This window comes from Mycolicibacterium nivoides (assembly GCF_003855255.1).
GTDB classification, from domain to species: Bacteria; Actinomycetota; Actinomycetes; order Mycobacteriales; family Mycobacteriaceae; genus Mycobacterium; species Mycobacterium nivoides.
In genome coordinates, this window is the sequence record NZ_CP034072.1 from 4,735,623 (window position 1) to 4,753,703 (window position 18,081).

Sequence of the window (18,081 nt, forward strand, 5' to 3'; positions counted from 1 at the left end):
GACACTCCTAGCAGAAGTCACTCTTGCGAATCGCGCAGTGCACACCCTTGACGATGTCGACCACCTGGGTGACCGAGAAGTCCCCGGCCGCACTGAGATAGAGGTAAGCCTCGCTGGGTGTCATCCCGGTGTGCGCCGACAGGAAGTCGACCGACAGTTGAGCACACTGACGCATCGCCTCGTCGAGGCTTTCGTTCATTCCGAGAATGATCCAGTGATCGTCGGTGTCGACGAACGGCATCGGCGCACGGGCCGGTGTCAGCGCGGTCACGACCGTCAGGCGGGCCGTGATCCGCAACGATCCTTCGAGGGCGGTCAGGGCGATTTCACCGTTGCCCTGCGCGAAGTGGGGGTCCCCGAGGTAGAACCCGGCGCCGGGCACCTGGACCGGTAGGTACAGGGAGCTGCCGACCACGATGTCCCGCACATCCATGTTGCCCCCGAACGGACCCGGCGGGATGGTGCTGCGTGCCTCCGGGCCCGCGGGGGTCACGCCGCACAGACCCATGAACGGGCGGACCCCGATTGTGGCTCGGCCACTGCCGAATTCGAACACGGCACGCGTTCGGGTTCCGTCGAGCCGGCAGAACTTGCTGAACACCGCGGGGATGCTGCCGTCGGACTCTCGCGGCAGCCGATCCGGCAGCGCACCGCGTTGATGCCGGCTGGAGACGACGCCGTAGGGGACGCGCGGTCGCAGGTCCAGGAAGTCGACGCGTAGCCAGTCGCCCGGCCGGGCACCGCGAACGTGCACCGGCCCGAGCACGATGTGCGGCGCCTTCGGCGGGACCGGCTTGCGCAGGTCGGACGCTGCCAGATCGATGGCGTCGGCGAGTACGTCGGTGCGCTCGACACCATGGCGGCCGAAGTAGGCGACCGGGTCACGGCCCTGGTCTTCCATCAGCCCTTCCTGCGACACTGTGTCGAAGGTGACGGTCCGGCCGCTGTCCACGGTGAGCACCGGTACCGTCTCGGGTGTGGGAAGCGTTCCCCAACTGATGGTTTCGCTGTTGCACCACAGATAGTGCTCGGCGGTCCGTGGGTCGATCCCGGCCTGCAGGATCGGCATCACCGCGATCCGGCGGGCTCGCCCAGGTGCTGTCGCCACCCACCGGGCGCGGTGATCTCACGTGCCAAGTCATCGCCGGTCGGCACCGAACGGCACACCATGCTCAGTGCACCTCGGCCGTCTTCGAGTTGAATCACCGATAGCTCGAGCTCGGCGGGCTCACGCGGCAACAGATTCTCACGCAGTTCGGCATAGGTCATCTCGTAGATCTCCCCGGGCACCGACCAGCCGCCGTCGCGTACCGGTGCCAGCCCGGGAAATACGTCACCGAAGGAGAAGAACCGGTATGCCGGGGCGGTGCGCACCGGACCGACGAAGCGGGCCGAGGCCAGGGCATCGTTGAGCGGCCCGCCGGTCATGGCCTGGCCGTTGACGAACATCAGGACAGTCTCGTGTGACATGGAAACTCCATCAGGGAAAGTAGGTTCAGCTCACCGTGGTTTCAGCTCAAACTGGTGTTGCCATGGCCGCGTAGCGCGTGCACGCGCATGGCGGTGGCGGCCCGATCGAGGTCGCCACTGGCGAGGTCGTCGAGCAGGGTTCGGTGCTGGGAGATCGGCTCATGGCCCGACTGCTGGACGTAATCGTCGGTCGGATACAGGAATGCCTGACGCTCCAGAAACGACGATGTGATCGGGCAGAAGGCGGCCCGGTTGATGGCCATGTGGAACTCCAGATGCGCCATCGCGTACTGCGGGCTGACAACGCCGTGCTCACGCAGCGCGGCCGCAAGCGGGTCCAGCCCGGCGTACAGCGAATCCCAGTCCACTTGAGCGCATTTGGCAGTGATCAGCTTGGCGGCGACCTGATCGAACGCCACCCGCAGTTCGTGCAGTTCGGCGCGGGCGGCGGCGTCGACCTCAACCACGACGAGCTGACCGCGCCTGACCCGTTCGACGAGTCCTTCACTCGTCAAGCGCTGCAGCGCCTCACGTATCGGCGTGCGGCTGACCCCGAGATCCTCGGCGATCTCCTCCTCGGTCAGCCGGATCCCACCCGCGTATTCACCGGTGGTGATCTGCTGACGGAGGTAGCGGTACACCCGCTCACGCACGCTCAGCGGTTCGCCGGTCGTGGAATCGGCGAGGGCAGTGTCCAAAGGGCTCATCTCATCCTCGCTTTCGACAATGCGGCGCGGCAGGCGTTCGTCGCGCGCTGCATGAAGGTGCCCGACATCACGTTCATACCCGCTTGCAGCGCCGATGTCTGCAAAGCGCTCACCCGGTTGTTCAGGTCGAAGAACTGGTTGCCGGGCGAGGTCAGCCGGCCGAGGTCGAAGGCGAACGGTGCGTCCTCCGAGGCGTCGGTCTCCCCCCAGGTCGTGGTGTTGACGAGCAGCGATGGCGACTCGTCTCCCAGCAGTTCGGCGAGCGCAGCCGGGCTGCTGTGCTCGGCGCCGAATCGCCGCGCCCAGGTGGAAAGTGCCTCGGCGTTGCGTGCCGAACCGATCAGCCGGGCCTGCGGCCAGGCCCGCCGGCAGGCCAGCGCCACCGAGTTCGACGAGCCGCCCGACCCCAGCACCAAAACCGACTCCGGAGTCCTGCCGCCCATCAGGGTTTCCATGGCTGCCTGGGACGCCCAGCTGTTGGTGTTGACTCCGACCGTGCCTTCGGCTCCGCGGACGATGGTGTCGACCACGCCGGTCTGGGCGGCCGACGGGGTCAAAGTCGGTATCGCAGGGGCGACCTCTTGTTTCCACGGGCTGAGTACCAGTGCCAGCGACCAGCGCGAATCACCCAATAGCTCAACAGGACTGTCGAAATGAACGGTGCCGGCCAGGTCGACCTTCTCGGCGAGCAGTGCGTCGTGCAGCAGCCTGCCCTTCAGCGCATGCGCGGCGGTGGTGCCGATTCCCGCGATCACGGTCTGATCCGGCCCCGCCGATCCGGATGACAATCCAGATGAAACGCTTCGTACCTCGTCGATGCACCGCGCCACCGCGGCACCGATCGTGGCCGCGCCGTCGGCCTCCAGGAGCGTCATCCCGGTCATCGCATGACCTCCCGTACCGGCTTCACCTGTCGCCCGGCCGGCGCACCGACCACCTCCCCCTTCTCGTAGACCAACTGGCCGCGCAGATAGGTGGCGACCACACTGCCGGTCAGTTCCCACCCGTGATAGGGCGTGACGTTGTGCTTGGAGTGCAGGCTGGCCTGGTCCAGGACCACCTCTGTGCCGGGATCGACGAGCACGAGGTCGGCATCGAAACCCGGTGCGATCCGGCCCTTGTCGGCCATCGACCAGCGCCGTGCCGGGGTGTAGGAACACAATCGCACGATGTCCTCGACCGTCAGCCTGCCCCGGGCGGCGGCGGTCAGCATCAGTGGGAGCATCGTCTCGACGCCGATGAATCCGCCGTAGGCCTTCCACACGTCGGTCTCGGCCTGTTCGGTGACGGTGTGCGGAGCGTGGTCAGTAGCGACCACGTCGACGTCACCCCGGTCGATGCCCGCCCACAGCGCGGCGACGTCGGTCGCCGGGCGGATCGGCGGGTTCAGCTTGATCAGGTTTCCGTAGGTGTCATAGGCACTTTCGTCGAGGAACAGGTGCGAGACCAGGGCTTCGATGCTGACCCGGTGCCCCTGAGCCCGCATGTCCATGACGCGTTGCAGGCCCGCGGCTGTGGACAGGTGGTGGATGTGCAGCTTGGTCTTGGCTTCGGTGGCCATGGTGATGATCCGGGTGATCGCCTCGACCTCCACGAACGCCGGCCTGCCCTCCAGATGGGCACGGGGATCCCGCCGGCCCTCGGCTTGCAGCCGGTCCCCGAACATCCGCAGCAGGTGGTCGTTCTCGGCGTGGACACCGACAACCAGATCCGCGTCGGCGGCTGCCTCCAGACCACGGAATATCGCGGCGTCGTTGGGGCAGCGGTTGTCGCCCGTCGTCTGTCCCATGAAGAGCTTGAATCCCATGGCGCCCAGCTCGGCCATACCCGCGATCTCGTCTGCGTTGTCGTGATCCAGCATTCCGTAGAGCCCGAAATCCACGTATGCCTTGTTCCGCACCAGATCGAGCTTCTGCTGATAGCGCTCCGCTGTGGCGACCGGCGGTTTCGTGTTGGGCATGTCCACGACGGTGGTCACCCCGCCCGCGGCCGCGGCCGACGTGCCGCTTGCGAAGTCTTCCTTCTCGGTCATGCCCGGTTCGCGGAGGTGCACGTGCACGTCGACCAGGCCGGGAAGCACCAGCAGCCCGGCCGCGTCGACCGTCGGAACCCCTTCCATCGCAAGGTCATCGCCAACGGCGATGACGCGTCCGTCGGCCACGGCGACGTCCTGGCGGCGGCGGCCATCGTGGGACACCACGGTGCCTCCGGTTACGACGAGGTCCGGGGTGGGTGGAGCGGTCATGTGACGACCTTTCTGTTCGGGCGGTCTTTCGATGCGTCGAGGCGCGAGCTAGGTCAGCGCCAGGTCCGGGTTCTGTTCGTAGACTTCGCGAATGGGGCCGAGCTCGAACAGGTCGTCGACGGACAGGTTCAGCCCTCCCGCGGCGATGGCCTCGACGTTCGCGGCCGCGGTTTCGTCGGAGATCGCCAGGATCTGCTGTGAAGACTTGCCATTGCGGATCAGTTCGTTGCCCGCCAGGCAGCAGTCGTAGGTGGCCTCGGGGTTCAGATGCAGGTCTTTGCCGTACTCGTTGACCGTGAGATCCGTTGCCAACTTGGGGTTGTCGAGGACGTCGCGCCACCCGCGAATCTCGGCGTGCAGGAACGCCTTGAGTTTGTCCCGGTTCTTCTCGATGTTCTCCTGGGTGGTGATGTAGGTCTGCCCTACGAGCGGGAATCCGACGTCGGCCAGCAGCATGGTGTTGATGTCGAACCCCTTGTGCCGGAGGTCGACAACCTGGCTGTTGATGAAACCGAGGTAGCCGTCGATCTCGCCGGCGGTCATACCGATGGGATCTCCCTGGACCGGGACCGTGTTGATTCGGGAGGAGTCCAGCTTCAGGGCCGACATGAAGTTCCGCCAGACGGGCTCGCTCGACGACGCACATCCGATTGTCTTGCCGTACAAATCCTCCGGATTCTTGATCGGCTTGTCCGCCATCGACATGATGCAGCCCGCATAGCGGCTGTAGACCGCACCGACGATCTTCAGCGGCGCCCCCTTGGCGACAGCCGATCCGACGATCGGCACCTGCGACACCCCCGCGAAGGTGCGCGACAGCACGTCCGACTCGATCGGTGGGGCGGTCGGTCCGCCGGAGACCAGGTCGGCACCGCTGAAGCCGGCGTCGGTGTAGTAGCCCTTCTTGTCGGCGATGAAGCTCCCGGCGAACTGGGTGTTCTTGATCCACGACAGCCGTTGGGAGGCCACGCCGAATCCGTCGGCAGCTCCGCTTGATTCGCCTGAGACACAGGCGGCCAGCGCCGCCGGTGCGGCCAGCGCGAGGCCGCCGAATGCGATGCCTCTGGTGAGGAACTGGCGCCGACCGAGAAGATTGTTCATCAGATACGTCCGTTCAGGGTGAGTGGTGGCGTGCTCAGCGAGGAGCACTCATGCGGGCGGTGACAGCGGCCTCGATGACGCTGACGATCTGGTAGACGAGGACACAGGCGACCGTGAGTACGACGACCGATGCCCACAGCCGTGCGAACTCGAATTCGTTGGCATCGCGCAGCATCTGACCGCCCAGTCCCTCGCCTGTGGCCAGCCATTCCGCCAAGAGCGCACCGACGACAGAGGTGGTCACCGCGACGCGCGCGGCGGCGAACCAGGTGGGAATCGCGTGGGGCAGGGCAACCTTCCGGAACGCCGACCAGGTGGAGCCGCCGTAGGCGACGATCATCTCGACGTCGGTCCGCGGTGTGCTGCGTATCCCGTGCAGCATGGTGAGCAACGCGGGTACCACGACGATGGCCGCTCCGATGACAGCGGTGCCGAGCGCACCGCGGTCGAAGATCAGCACAAGGATCGGAGCGATGGTCACCATCGGGATCGCATGCAGCGCCGTGACGGCCGGCAGGAACATGCTCTCGACGGTCCTGGAGAAATAGAACAGCAGCGAGACACCCGCCGCCAGAGCGAGTCCGAGGACGAATCCGTACGAGGCGTCGACAGCGGTCCTGGCGAGATTCGTCGCGATACCTGCCCGGTGCGCCGCAGCGTCAGCGTCCGCGAACAAGTAGTTCCAGACGTCGACCGGCGACTTGGCCACATACGAGCTCACATCGGCCAGACCGATGAACACCGTCCACACCGCGAGGATCGCGAGCACCGCGCCGCCCGAGGTCAGCAGCGTGCGTACGGCGCTGCGGGCCATCGGCCTCTGCAGAGTCGTCATGCTCTTCCTCCTGCCATCCCGGCAGCCCACGGCGTGAGGACCTTCTCGACGGTGTTGACGAAAACGAACGCGAGGCCCGCGATGAGACTCGACAGCAGGGTGATGCCCCAGGTCCGGACCACATCACTGGAGGATTGGGCGACCACGAGAGCAGCGCCGAGGCCACGCTCCTGCCCCATGAACTCACCGATGATCGCCCCCAGAATCGCCGCCGGGACAGCGACTTTCAGCGCGGTCAGGATGCTCGGCAACGCGGAGAGCAGCTCGACCTTGCGCAGCACCAGATACCTGCCGCCGCCGTAGGCGCGCACCAGATCCTTGCTGAGCGGATCCGCATGGCGCAGCCCGTTGATCGCCCCCACCAGCGTGGTGAAGAACACGGAGACGGCCGCCATGATGGCCGAGGTGACCATGCCGTCGAAACACGCGGCCAAGATGGGAGCGATCGCGATCAGAGGGATGCACGCCGACGCAATCCCGGCCTGCAGCACCAACTTCTCCAGTGCAGGCACGGTGGTCACGAGCGCGGCGCAGCCGATCGCGGCGAGGTTGCCCCAGAAGTACCCCACGGACGCCGACGCCAGAGTGACAGGTATGTGGATGCCGTAAAAGTCGGCACCGTCGGACAACACCCCTGCCAGGATCTCGGTCGGGGCCACGATTGCGGGTCCGAGAATGCCGGTCATTCCGACGAGTTGCCATACGGACAGCACGATGAGCGAGCCGGCGAGACCGGCATAACGGTTGTGGTTCATCGGCTCACCGGCACCCGTACCTCGGTCTCGTCAGAACGCGAGCCGAACAGGATGGAGGACAGCAGGTCGACGTACTCGTGAAACTCGCTGGTGCGCATCATCTCCGGCAGCCGGGGCCTGGGCAGGTCGATCTGGACCGACTTCACCACCCGGCCGGGCCGGGCGCTCATGACCACGACGGTGTCGGACAGGAACACCGCCTCGGCAATGCCGTGGGTGACCATCAGGGTGGTCGCGGGGCGTTCGGTCCAGATCCGGAGCAGTTCGACGTTGAGCGTCTGGCGGGTCATGTCGTCGAGGGCACCGAACGGCTCGTCGAGCAGTAGCACCCGAGGCTTGACGACGAGGGCCCGCGCGATGGAGACCCGCTGACGCATACCGCCGGACAGCTGGGCGGGCCGTGCCGCCTCGAAGCCGGTCAGTCCGACCAGATCGATGAGTTCCTGGACGAACTCGTCGGATACGGACTGTTTGGACACCTCGAGCGGCAGCCGGATGTTGGATCGGACGGATCGCCAGGGCAGCAGGGCCGAGTCCTGGAACGCGATGCCCAGGTGGTGATGCCTGCGCATGTCCTGCGGGGTTTCGCCGTGGACCAGGGCGGTGCCCGCGTTCTGCACCTCAAGTCCGGCCAGGATGCGCAACACGGTGCTCTTGCCGCATCCGGACGGCCCCAGGAGCGTGACGAACTCGCCTTGGTCGGACTGGATGTCGACTCCGTCGAGTGCGGTGACTACAGATCGGCCCACCTTGAACCGCTTCGTCAGTCCACCTATGTGAATCCCGGGTGCCGTCGGCGCGATCATGTGTTCTCCTCTGATGGGAAGCCGTTCATGTTCGGATCCAAGCTTGGATCCATAACCTAGGGACGCTTTGTTTCCGCTCGATGAACTCCGGACACGGTCGGGTTACAAGTGCGCTCGCCCCCGTTTTTCGGTAGGCAAGGGGCCATGGACATCGAACAGACGGTTGCGGTCATCACCGGCGCCGGATCAGGCATCGGCCGGGCGCTGGCTGAATCCTTCGCGGCGGAAGGCGCCCGCGTGGTGGCAGCCGACCTCGACGCGGAGTCGGCCGAACAGACCGCAGCTCAGATCCGTTCCGGCGGCGGGCAGGCGCTGGGAATCCGGGCCGACGCCGGTGTCACCGCCGACATCGAGGCGCTGACCGCCACTGAGTTCGGCCCCGTCGACATCTACGTCGCCAACGCCGGGATCATCGGCGCGCCGGGTCTCGGCACTGACGAGGACTGGAATTCGATCCTGGACATCAATCTGCGCTCCCACGTCCGGGCGGCGCAAGTGCTTGTCCCGCATTGGTTGTCGCGTGGCGGCGGTTACTTCGTGTCGGTCGCCTCGGCGGCCGGCCTGTTGTCCCAGATCGGCGCCGCCGGATATGCCGTCACCAAACACGCGGCAGTCGGATTCGCCGAATGGCTGGCCATCACGTACGGCGATGACGGCGTCGGGGTCAGCTGCGTGTGCCCGTTGGGGGTGAACACCCCGCTGCTCGACGCCGTGCGTGCTTCGGCGGATCCGGATTCCGCGGCCGGTGCGGCGTCGATCGTGCAGTCGGGCGAGGTGATCAGTGCCCAGGATGTCGCGGCGGCCACCGTGGCGGCCGTGCGGTCCAGCAGCTTTCTCGTCCTACCGCACCCCCAGGTGCTCGACATGTACCGCCACAAGGGCTCCGATTACGACCGCTGGATCGCGGGGATGCGCCGTTACCAACGGTCACTGCGCGCCGGCCGATGAGCGCCCGGCCGAGGGCAGCGTCTGCGGCGGGACGTACACACCGAGCGAGATGCGGTTCCACCAGACGTGATCGCGTCGCAGTTCGGTCCAGGTGCTGAACTCGTACCGGTACAGCCGGGCCCGTACGTAACGCGGCGGTTCGCCGGGGAATGGGTTGCACCGCAGCAGCTTCAGCGTGTCCCGGTCATTCTCCAGCAGCCGGGTCATCAGCATACGCAGCCAGCCGTGGGCATAGGCCGGCGAGATGGCCGCGAACCACATGAGCCAGTCCAGGCGCAGATGGTAGGGCGCGAACTGGCGCGGCCGCCGATGGACATCGCCAGGCTTGCCCTTGAATTCGTACTCCTTCCAGACGGTGTGATCACTCAACAGCGGGTCCGAGGTCCCCTCCAACACCACCTCATCGCGGGTACGGCCGACGGTGCCGAACGCCCCGTAGGAATTCACCAGGTGATAGTGGTTGTAGGAGGCGTTCATCCGCTGCCGTTTGGAGATGAGGTTGCGGGCCGGCCAGTAGCTCAGGCAGGCCACCGCGACGGTGAACCCGAGCACGACGACAACGAACCACACCGGGGTCTGGCTGAATTCGTGCTCAGGTAACGGAAGCAGCACCGCGGCGGTGGGATCCGAGAGGGCGCTGAACGCCAGGACGATGGTGATCCAGTTGAGCCAGGCGAAGTTCCCCGAAGCGACCAACCACAGCTGGGTGACGATTACGACGATCGCCGCCCCGCCGGCCACCGGCTGCGGGGCGAACAAGGCGAACGGTACGACGAGTTGGGCGAAGTGGTTGCCGGCCACCTCGATTCGGTGCAGTGGCTTGGGCAGGTGGTGGAAGAACCAGCTCAGCGGCCCGGGCATGGGCTGCGTCTCGTGGTGGTAGTACAGGCAGGTCAGGTTGCGCCAGCACGGGTCACCGCGCAGCTTGATCAGTCCCGCACCGAACTCGACACGGAACAACAGCCAGCGGGCCAGCCACAGCACCAGGAGCGGGGGCCCGACGTCGTCGTTGCCCAGGAACATCACCAGGAACCCGGCTTCGAGCAGAAGGGATTCCCAACCGAACGAGTACCACGTCTGGCCGACGTTGACGATCGACAGGTACAGCACCCACACCAGCAACCAGGTCAGCATCGCCGCCCACAACGGCACCAGGTCCCCGAAGCCCGCCAACAGGGCCGCGGAGATCACCGCCCCGGCGATACACACCGCGGCGAAAAAGCGGTCCGAGTAGTGGAACTGGAACAGGCTCGGGGCGCGCCGGAACGAGTTGACCGCCAGGAACCGGGGTATCGGGAGCAGCCCCCGCTCACCGAGGAGCCCGCGGAACTGCCGGGCCGCCACGATGAACGCGATCAGGTAGATTGCGGCGGTCCCCCGCTGCAACACCTGTCTGGCCAACCAATATTCGTCTGCGTTGAACCATTCCATACGCGGACCTGCCGACGTTGCGGGTCTGTCCACGATGACGGTACCCCGATTCGGGGCGTTTCACGCCTCGTACGGCGAGCTAGCGCCGTCGCAGACCCAGCCGGAAATTGGACGGCATCATGGTCAGGCGCTCCTGTATCTGCAGGGTGTAGTCCGGGTCAGCGGTCAGGTCATAGCGCCGGATCAGCACCGCCAGCATCAGGACGGCCTCGTGCAGTGCGAATTGCCTTCCGATGCAAGATCTTTCACCGGTACCGAACGGCTTGTACAGGCCGGCGGGTCGGGCCCGCATCTGTTCCGGGGCGAACCGGTCCGGATCGAATGCCTCCGGGTCGGGGCCCCAGCGCGGGTCGCGGTGCAAAGTCGACGTCAGCGCCAAGGCCCAGTCGCCCTTGCGCATCGGATGGATTCCGGCGAGCACCGTGTCCTGGCGGGCAGCGCGGTAGTACGCAGGCACCGTCGGCTGCAACCGCAGCGATTCGTCGAGAACCCGTCGGACGTACCGCAGTTTGGCGATCTTCTCGAACTCCGGCCGTGGGTCCGCGTCCCACACCTCGTCCACCTCGGCGCGGGCGCGGGCGAACACCTCCGGATGTTGCGACAAGAAGTACAGCGCGAATGACAGTGCTCCAGAGGTGGTTTCGTGCCCGGCTATCAGAAAATTGATCAGCTGATAGCGGATGTTCGCGCCGTCGAGATCGGACTCCAGCATGATCTGCAGCAGATCTTCGTGACCGCCGGATGGCTGCGCGCGACGGCGGGCGACGATGTCATCGGCCAGCTCGTGCAGATACCGCGCGTCGCCGCGGGCCCGACGCTCGTACCGCCGGTAGACGAACGCGGGGAGGAAGGTCTCGCGGAGCACCCCGAGGCGGTCGGACGCCAGCAGCGCCGACACCATGTGGGCGACGAACGGATGCAACGCGTCGTCCCGGAAGCACCCGAACGAATACCCGGCCGCGCACCGCCCGATCGTCTCCAACGTCACCCTGGTGGTGTCCGCCGAGACGTCGACGGTGCCGCCCCCGTCGGCCTGCCGATCCCAACGGTCGGTCAGCTCACCGGCGACGTCGAACATCACCCCGTGATAGCGGCGCATCGCGGCCTGGCTGAAGGCCGGCATCAACAGCTGATGGGCCTTGAGCCAGTTCGGTTCGTCGTTGTACGCCGTGAACAACCCGTCGCCGCCGACGATCCGCAGTGCCTCGATGTCGGGCCCGACATGCTTGCAGAACCGGGTCTCGTCGTTGAGGTCGGCTACCGCGTCGGCACCGGTGGCGACGACGTAGCGGGCACCCAGGAACCGGAATTCGCAGATCGGCCCGAGTTCGGCCATGCCCATCGCGTTCTGCATCGACGAGTCGGGCTTCAATCCGAGCACGTCACCGAGCAACGGCACCCGTCGCGGCGGGTGGGGCAGTTTCGGATACTTCACATTCTCGGGATATGAGGTCCGTGCGTCCGCGACGGTCATGACACCAGGATTCCGGCCTTGTTGTACATGTGTCAAGTAAGGGCTCACGGGCCGTCACCGCCGAGCCTCGCCGCGATGAACAGCCGTGAAGTTAAGCTGCACACGTGGGTGCCGAGTCGAGACGCCGGCTGTCCCCCGCCGACAGACGCAACGAGCTGCTGGCGCTGGGATCCGAGGTGTTCGGCCAACGACCGTACGACGAGGTCCGCATCGACGAGATCGCCGAACGCGCCGGGGTGTCACGGGCCCTGATGTACCACTATTTCCCCGACAAGCGAGCCTTCTTCGCCGCCGTGGTCCAGGCCGAGGGCGAGCGCCTGTTCGAGGCCACCAGCACACCTCCCGAGCCTGGCCAGAGCCTGTTCGGCCAGCTGCGCGCAGGCGTGCTGGCCTACCTGCGCTACGACGAGGAGCATCCGCACGGCGCGTGGGCGGCGTACATGGGCCTGGGCCGCACCGACCCGGTGCTGCGCGGCGTCGACGATGTCGACAACGATCGGCAGGCGGACCGGATCATGGGCCGGATCGCCGACGCGGTATCCGAACCGCTGGATGCCAAGGTCGAACGTGATCTGCGGGCCACCGTCTACGGCTGGCTGGCCCTGACCTTCGAGATGTGCCGGCAACGGCTCAAGGATCCGTCGATCGACGCGGGCTTCGTCGCCGACAGCTGTGCGCACGCCCTGCTCGACGCCGTCGGGCGGGTGCCCGGGCTGCCCGCCGAACTGGTCTGCGCTGCCGCTCCCGAACACCGCTGACGCCCACTTGTCGGTGCCGCGCGGCAGTATGGCTAGGTGGCCACCAAGCCCGTCGATCCGCTGGCCCGGTTCAGTGCACTGACCCGGGAGTGGTTCACGGCTGCCTTCCCAGCGCCGACGGCCGCCCAGGCGCAGGCCTGGTCCGCCATCGCCGAGGGGCACAACACCCTGGTCATCGCGCCCACCGGCTCGGGCAAGACCCTCGCCGCGTTCCTGTGGGCCATCGACGAGCTGGCCGGGGCGAGTGCCGAGCCGCGTTCGGGCACGACGGTGCTCTACGTGTCGCCGCTCAAGGCATTGGCCGTCGACGTCGAGCGCAACCTGCGCACCCCGCTGACCGGGATCACCCGGGTCGCCGAGCGGCACGGGGTGGCCGCCCCGTCGATCAGCGTCGGGGTCCGTTCCGGGGACACCACGCCCAGTCAGCGCCGGGCGATGCTGAGCAAGCCGCCCGACATCCTGATCACCACCCCGGAGTCCCTGTTCCTGATGCTGACCTCGGCGGCCCGCGAGACGCTGGCGTCGGTGCGGACCGTGATCGTCGACGAGGTTCACGCCGTGGCCGCCACCAAACGCGGTGCACACCTGGCACTCTCGCTCGAACGGCTGGATCAGCTTCTCGACAAGCCTGCCCAGCGGCTCGGGCTGTCCGCGACAGTGCGTCCGCCCGAGGAGGTGGCCCGGTTCCTGTCCGGGCAGGCTCCCACCACCATCGTGGCCCCGCCTGCCGCCAAGACCTTCGACCTCTCGGTGCAGGTTCCGGTTCCGGACATGGCCAACCTCGACAACAACAGCATCTGGCCCGACGTCGAAGAACGCATCGTGGATCTGATAGAGGCGCACCGGTCCTCGATCGTGTTCGCCAATTCGCGCCGGCTGGCCGAGCGGCTGACCTCGCGACTCAACGAGATTCACGCCGAACGGTCCGGCATCGAGTTGCCGTCCACCCACAATCCCCAGGTCGGGGGCGGTGCCCCGGCCCAGCTCATGGCCAGTGGCCAGGCCAACGGCGCACTGCCGCTGCTGGCCCGGGCCCACCACGGTTCGGTCAGCAAGGAACAGCGTGCCCAGGTTGAGGACGACCTCAAGAGCGGGCGGCTCCGCGCCGTAGTCGCCACCTCCAGCCTGGAGCTGGGCATCGACATGGGTGCCGTCGATCTGGTGATCCAGGTCGAGTCGCCGCCGTCGGTGGCCAGCGGGCTGCAGCGCATCGGGCGCGCCGGGCATCAGGTCGGAGAGATCTCCCAGGGTGTGTTGTTCCCCAAGCACCGCACCGATCTGATCGGCTGCGCGGTGACGGTGCAGCGCATGCGCTCCGGTGACATCGAGACCATGCACGTCCCGGCCAATCCGCTCGACGTGCTGGCCCAGCACACGGTGGCGGTGGCCGCCCTGGAGCCGGTGGATGCCGATGCCTGGTTCGACGCGGTGCGGCGCAGCGCGCCGTTCGCCACGTTGCCGCGCAGCGCCTTCGAGGCGACCCTCGACCTGCTGTCCGGGAAGTATCCGTCCACCGAGTTCGCCGAGCTGCGTCCCCGGCTGGTGTACGACCGCGACCACGGGACCCTGACCGCCCGCCCGGGCGCCCAGCGCCTTGCCGTCACCTCCGGCGGGGCCATCCCCGACCGTGGCCTGTTCACCGTCTACCTGGCCACCGATTCCGAAAAACCGTCCCGGGTAGGCGAACTCGACGAGGAGATGGTGTACGAGTCGCGCCCCGGCGACGTCATCTCCCTGGGTGCCACCAGTTGGCGGATCACCGAGATCACCCATGACCGGGTGCTGGTCATCCCGGCACCGGGCCAGCCCGCCCGATTGCCGTTCTGGCGCGGCGACAGCGTGGGCCGGCCCGCCGAGCTCGGCGCGGCCGTCGGGGCGTTCACCGGCGAACTGGCCGCACTCGGCCGCGCCGAGTTCGACGAGCGCTGCCAGACAATGGGTTTCGCCGGCTTCGCCACCGACAACCTGTATCAGCTGCTGCACGATCAGCGGGAAGCTACCGGTGTGGTCCCCAGCGACAGCACCTTTGTGGTGGAACGTTTCCGCGACGAACTCGGTGACTGGCGGGTGATCCTGCATTCCCCGTACGGGCTGCGGGTCCACGGGCCGCTGGCCCTGGCGGTGGGCCGACGGCTGCGGGAACGCTACGGCATCGACGAGAAGCCGACCGCCTCCGACGACGGCATCATCGTGCGGCTACCCGACAGCGGCGAAAACCCGCCGGGCGCAGACCTGTTCGTGTTCGACGCCGACGAGGTCGAGCCCATCGTCACCGCGGAGGTGGGCGGCTCGGCGCTGTTCGCCTCCCGGTTCCGTGAATGCGCCGCGCGTGCCCTGCTGCTGCCACGCAGGCACCCGGGCAAGCGGTCCCCGTTGTGGCATCAACGGCAGCGCGCCGCTCAACTGCTCGACATCGCCCGCAAGTACCCGGACTTCCCGATCGTGCTGGAAACAGTCCGGGAATGCCTGCAGGACGTCTACGACGTACCCGCCCTGACAGACCTGATGCGGCGGGTGGCTCAGCGCCGGCTGCGGGTGGTCGAGGTCGAAACCGCCACCCCATCGCCGTTCGCGGCCTCACTTCTGTTCGGGTACGTGGGCGCGTTCATGTACGAGGGCGACAGCCCGCTCGCCGAGCGACGGGCCGCGGCACTGGCGCTGGACACCGTGCTGCTGTCCGAACTGCTGGGCCGCGTCGAACTGCGCGAACTCCTGGATCCGGCGGTGGTGGCCTCAACCTCTGCACAGCTACAACACCTTACCGAGGAGCGGGCCGCCAGGGACGCCGAGGCGGTAGCCGACCTGCTGCGGATGCTGGGCCCGCTCACCGAGTCCGAAATCGCCGCACGCGCCACCACCGACACGATCGGCGGCTGGCTCGACGGGCTACACGCCGCCAAGCGCGCACTGCCGGTGACCTATGCCGGGCAGACGTGGTGGGCGGCGGTGGAAGACATCGGCTTGCTGCGCGACGGGGTCGGCGCACCGGTACCCGTCGGGGTGCCCGCGGCGTTCACCGAATCCGTCGACGACCCGCTCGGAGATCTGATCGGCCGCTATGCCCGCACCCATGGACCCTTCACCACCGCGGAGGTGGCCACCCGGTTCGGGCTGGGTCTGCGGGTGACCGCAGATGTGTTGGGCCGCATGGCTGTCGACGGCCGGCTGGTGCGCGGTGAGTTCGTAGACGATCTCCCCGGCGATCAGTGGTGCGACGCCGAGGTTCTCAGGATCCTGCGCCGCCGCTCCCTGGCCGCGCTGCGCGCTCAGGTCGAACCGGTCAGCACCGCGGCCTACGGACGCTTCCTGCCCGCCTGGCAACACGTCGGATCCACCCACAGCGCGGGGATCGACGGGCTGGCCGCGGTGATCGAGCAGTTGGCCGGTGCCCCCATTCCCGCATCGGCGGTCGAGTCGCTCGTCTTCGGTCAACGGGTGCGCGATTACCAACCGGCCATGCTCGACGAGCTGCTGGCCTCCGGTGAAGTCATGTGGTCGGGCGCCGGGCAGATCGGCGGCAGCGACGGCTGGGTGGCATTCCACCTGGCCGAGACCGCGCCGCTGACGCTGCCCGTGCCCGCCGAGATCGAGTTCACCGATACCCACCGGGCGATCATGGAGACGCTGGGACATGGCGGGGCGTACTTCTTCCGCCAGCTCACCGACGAGGCTGCCGAGTCCGAGCTGAAAACCGCGCTGTGGGAGCTGATCTGGGCCGGATGGGTCACCGGCGACACGTTCGCCCCGGTGCGGGCGCTGCTGTCCGGTCCGCGGCGGTCCGGGACCCCGGCGCACCGGCAGCGCCAACGACCGCCCCGGCTCAGCCGCTACAGCGTGGCGCGTCCACACGCCCGAGCGGCCGATCCGATGGTGTCCGGCCGGTGGTCGGCATTGCCTGGTGCAGAGCCGGATTCGACAGTGCGAGCCCACTTCCAGGCGGAGCTGCTGCTCAATCGGCACGGGGTGCTGACGAAGGGGGCGGCAGCAGCCGAGGGGGTGCCCGGCGGGTTCGCCACCCTGTACAAGGTGTTGAGCGCATTCGAGGACGCCGGCCGCTGCCAGCGGGGTTACTTCGTGGAGTCGCTGGGCGGGGCACAGTTCGCGGCGGCCTCGACGGTCGACCGGTTGCGGTCCTACCTCGACGGGGTTGACCCGCAGCGACCCGAGTACCACGCCGTCGTTCTCGCCGCGACGGATCCGGCCAATCCCTACGGGGCGGCACTGGCCTGGCCCGAGCGCGGCGGCGACGACACCCACCGACCCGGCCGGAAGGCCGGAGCCCTGGTCGCGCTGGTCGACGGGCAGTTGGTGTGGTTCCTGGAGCGCGGTGGCCGAACCCTGCTCAGCTTCACCTCGGACGCCGATACCCAGCGGGCCGCCGCGGGTGCTCTGGCCGAGCTCGTGAGCACCGGGCGCATGCCGTCGCTATTGGTCGAGCGGATCAACGGGGTCGAGGTGCTCGATCCCGGCGTCGACGCGGACCGTGCCGCAGTGCAGGACGCGCTGACCGGGGCGGGATTCTCCCGCACCCCGCGCGGCCTGCGGCTTCGCTAGCCGTAGGGAACAGTGCGTGGGCATGCGGTGCCGCCACCTCGGTGCTGCTGGCGGCGTCGCCACTGCTGGAAGGCATCGGCGGACGGTACTTCGACGATTGCAACGAAGCGAGAGTCGTTGATCGCCGCGATGAGTTCGGCATATCCGGTGTCGCCCGCTATGCGCTGGACCCGTCCAACGCGGAACGACTCTGGGAACATTCTCTGGGGCTGGTTGAATAGGGCATGCCCGAAGGCGACACCGTCTTCCACACCGCCACGGCGCTACGTGACGCGCTGGTGGGCAAGACGTTGACCCGCTGCGACATCAGGGTGCCCCGCTATGCCACCGTCGATCTGACCGGGCAGGTGGTCGACGAGGTACTCAGCCGAGGCAAGCACCTCTTCATCCGGGTGGGCCCGGCCAGCATCCACTCCCATCTCAAGATGGAGGGCAGCTGGCGCATCGGGTGGACCAAAGTCGCGCCACACCGCATCCGCGCCGTGCTGGAGACCGCCGACAGCCGGGCCACCGGGATCGACCTCGGCGTTCTCGAAGTCCTGGACCGGGACACGGACATGGCCGCGGTCGAGCACCTCGGACCGGACCTGCTCGGCCCCGACTGGGAGCCCCGCACCGCCGCGACCAATCTGACCGCTGATCCCGACCGTCCGCTGGCGCAGGCCCTGCTGGATCAACGCGTGATGGCCGGCGTCGGCAATGTCTATTGCAATGAACTGTGTTTCGTCTTCGGCCGGCTGCCGACCTCACCCGTCAATACCCTGACCGACCCGCTACGAGTCGTACAGCGCGCCCGGGACATGCTGTGGCTCAACCGGTCCCGTTGGAACCGCACCACCACCGGGGACACCCGGTCCGGCCGCCAGCTGTGGGTGTACGGCCGCGCCGGTGAGCCCTGCCGCCGCTGTGGGACATTGATCGAGACCGACGCCGGCAGCGAGCGGGTGACGTACTGGTGCCCGAGCTGCCAGACCTGATCCGTTTGCGGTCGCGCAGG

The 18,081-nt window shown here is 67.5% G+C and carries 16 protein-coding genes; 5 read left to right on the forward strand and 11 right to left on the reverse strand.

What is annotated here, in order from left to right:
- Nucleotides 1-7: 7 nt before the first annotated feature.
- The 9 genes from EH231_RS23090 to EH231_RS23130 are packed head-to-tail and all read right to left on the reverse strand — an operon-like array spanning nt 8 to nt 7,919.
- A complete protein-coding gene (locus tag EH231_RS23090) occupies nt 8-1,069 on the reverse strand; it encodes an acetamidase/formamidase family protein (RefSeq protein WP_124713413.1) in 1,062 nt (353 codons plus the stop codon).
- Nucleotides 1,069-1,470 carry an allophanate hydrolase-related protein gene (locus EH231_RS23095; RefSeq protein WP_124713414.1) on the reverse strand — a complete coding sequence of 134 codons (402 nt, stop codon included), beginning with the start codon at nt 1,468-1,470 and terminating at the stop codon, nt 1,069-1,071. The genes EH231_RS23090 and EH231_RS23095 overlap by 1 nt, the downstream gene beginning before the upstream one ends.
- Nucleotides 1,471-1,511: 41 nt before the next feature.
- Complete coding sequence (locus tag EH231_RS23100) at nt 1,512-2,177, reverse strand: GntR family transcriptional regulator (RefSeq protein ID WP_124713415.1); 666 nt, start codon at nt 2,175-2,177, stop codon at nt 1,512-1,514.
- Nucleotides 2,174-3,061, reverse strand: a complete 888-nt coding sequence (locus tag EH231_RS23105; RefSeq protein WP_124713416.1) for a hypothetical protein — start codon at nt 3,059-3,061, stop codon at nt 2,174-2,176. Before EH231_RS23105 ends, EH231_RS23100 begins: the two co-directional genes overlap by 4 nt.
- Nucleotides 3,058-4,422 (reverse strand): allantoinase AllB, encoded by a 1,365-nt coding sequence (gene allB / locus EH231_RS23110; protein ID WP_124713417.1) that lies wholly within the window; start codon nt 4,420-4,422, stop codon nt 3,058-3,060. Before allB ends, EH231_RS23105 begins: the two co-directional genes overlap by 4 nt.
- A gap of 48 nt (nt 4,423-4,470) precedes the next feature.
- A complete protein-coding gene (locus tag EH231_RS23115) occupies nt 4,471-5,523 on the reverse strand; it encodes an ABC transporter substrate-binding protein (RefSeq protein ID WP_124713418.1) in 1,053 nt (350 codons plus the stop codon).
- A 34-nt stretch (nt 5,524-5,557) separates the two neighbouring features.
- Nucleotides 5,558-6,358, reverse strand: a complete 801-nt coding sequence (locus EH231_RS23120) for an ABC transporter permease (RefSeq protein WP_124713419.1) — start codon at nt 6,356-6,358, stop codon at nt 5,558-5,560.
- Nucleotides 6,355-7,113 (reverse strand): ABC transporter permease, encoded by a 759-nt coding sequence (locus EH231_RS23125; protein WP_124713420.1) that lies wholly within the window; start codon nt 7,111-7,113, stop codon nt 6,355-6,357. The genes EH231_RS23120 and EH231_RS23125 overlap by 4 nt, the downstream gene beginning before the upstream one ends.
- Complete coding sequence (locus tag EH231_RS23130; protein WP_124713421.1) at nt 7,110-7,919, reverse strand: ABC transporter ATP-binding protein; 810 nt, start codon at nt 7,917-7,919, stop codon at nt 7,110-7,112. The genes EH231_RS23125 and EH231_RS23130 overlap by 4 nt, the downstream gene beginning before the upstream one ends.
- A gap of 144 nt (nt 7,920-8,063) precedes the next feature.
- Here EH231_RS23130 and EH231_RS23135 point away from each other — a divergent pair, with 144 nt between their 5' ends.
- Nucleotides 8,064-8,867, forward strand: a complete 804-nt coding sequence (locus tag EH231_RS23135) for an SDR family NAD(P)-dependent oxidoreductase (protein ID WP_124713422.1) — start codon at nt 8,064-8,066, stop codon at nt 8,865-8,867.
- Here EH231_RS23135 and EH231_RS23140 read toward each other — a convergent pair.
- Nucleotides 8,847-10,298 carry a lipase maturation factor family protein gene (locus EH231_RS23140; RefSeq protein ID WP_124713423.1) on the reverse strand — a complete coding sequence of 484 codons (1,452 nt, stop codon included), beginning with the start codon at nt 10,296-10,298 and terminating at the stop codon, nt 8,847-8,849. The two genes, EH231_RS23135 and EH231_RS23140, sit on opposite strands and share 21 nt — an antisense overlap.
- Nucleotides 10,299-10,377: 79 nt before the next feature.
- Nucleotides 10,378-11,772 carry a cytochrome P450 gene (locus EH231_RS23145; RefSeq protein WP_124713424.1) on the reverse strand — a complete coding sequence of 465 codons (1,395 nt, stop codon included), beginning with the start codon at nt 11,770-11,772 and terminating at the stop codon, nt 10,378-10,380.
- Nucleotides 11,773-11,876: 104 nt separating this feature from the next.
- Between EH231_RS23145 and EH231_RS23150 the strand changes: the two genes are divergently transcribed.
- Genes EH231_RS23150 through nei2 form a run of 4 tightly spaced genes read left to right on the forward strand, consistent with a single transcriptional unit; the run spans nt 11,877 to nt 18,061 of the window.
- Nucleotides 11,877-12,530: a TetR/AcrR family transcriptional regulator gene (locus tag EH231_RS23150; protein ID WP_124713425.1), complete on the forward strand. Its 654-nt coding sequence runs from the start codon at nt 11,877-11,879 to the stop codon at nt 12,528-12,530.
- A gap of 36 nt (nt 12,531-12,566) precedes the next feature.
- The gene (locus EH231_RS23155) at nt 12,567-17,084 is read left to right on the forward strand and encodes an ATP-dependent helicase (RefSeq protein ID WP_124713426.1); all 4,518 of its coding nucleotides are present in this window, start codon (nt 12,567-12,569) and stop codon (nt 17,082-17,084) included.
- A 41-nt stretch (nt 17,085-17,125) separates the two neighbouring features.
- A complete protein-coding gene (locus EH231_RS23160) occupies nt 17,126-17,305 on the forward strand; it encodes a hypothetical protein (RefSeq protein WP_321201689.1) in 180 nt (59 codons plus the stop codon).
- A gap of 3 nt (nt 17,306-17,308) precedes the next feature.
- Nucleotides 17,309-18,061 (forward strand): endonuclease VIII Nei2, encoded by a 753-nt coding sequence (gene nei2 / locus EH231_RS23165; RefSeq protein WP_090432554.1) that lies wholly within the window; start codon nt 17,309-17,311, stop codon nt 18,059-18,061.
- The last annotated feature ends 20 nt before the right edge of the window (nt 18,062-18,081 follow it).

Coding starts and splice junctions, on each gene's coding strand:
- EH231_RS23105 (WP_124713416.1), bottom strand. CDS start 3,061: ATGACCGGGATGACGCTCCTGGAGGCCGACGGCGCGGCCACGATCGGT.
- EH231_RS23145 (WP_124713424.1), bottom strand. CDS start 11,772: ATGACCGTCGCGGACGCACGGACCTCATATCCCGAGAATGTGAAGTAT.
- EH231_RS23100 (WP_124713415.1), bottom strand. CDS start 2,177: ATGAGCCCTTTGGACACTGCCCTCGCCGATTCCACGACCGGCGAACCG.
- EH231_RS23125 (WP_124713420.1), bottom strand. CDS start 7,113: ATGAACCACAACCGTTATGCCGGTCTCGCCGGCTCGCTCATCGTGCTG.
- EH231_RS23140 (WP_124713423.1), bottom strand. CDS start 10,298: ATGGAATGGTTCAACGCAGACGAATATTGGTTGGCCAGACAGGTGTTG.
- EH231_RS23135 (WP_124713422.1), top strand. CDS start 8,064: ATGGACATCGAACAGACGGTTGCGGTCATCACCGGCGCCGGATCAGGC.
- EH231_RS23095 (WP_124713414.1), bottom strand. CDS start 1,470: ATGTCACACGAGACTGTCCTGATGTTCGTCAACGGCCAGGCCATGACC.
- EH231_RS23120 (WP_124713419.1), bottom strand. CDS start 6,358: ATGACGACTCTGCAGAGGCCGATGGCCCGCAGCGCCGTACGCACGCTG.
- allB (WP_124713417.1), bottom strand. CDS start 4,422: ATGACCGCTCCACCCACCCCGGACCTCGTCGTAACCGGAGGCACCGTG.
- EH231_RS23090 (WP_124713413.1), bottom strand. CDS start 1,069: ATGCCGATCCTGCAGGCCGGGATCGACCCACGGACCGCCGAGCACTAT.
- EH231_RS23115 (WP_124713418.1), bottom strand. CDS start 5,523: ATGAACAATCTTCTCGGTCGGCGCCAGTTCCTCACCAGAGGCATCGCA.
- nei2 (WP_090432554.1), top strand. CDS start 17,309: ATGCCCGAAGGCGACACCGTCTTCCACACCGCCACGGCGCTACGTGAC.
- EH231_RS23130 (WP_124713421.1), bottom strand. CDS start 7,919: ATGATCGCGCCGACGGCACCCGGGATTCACATAGGTGGACTGACGAAG.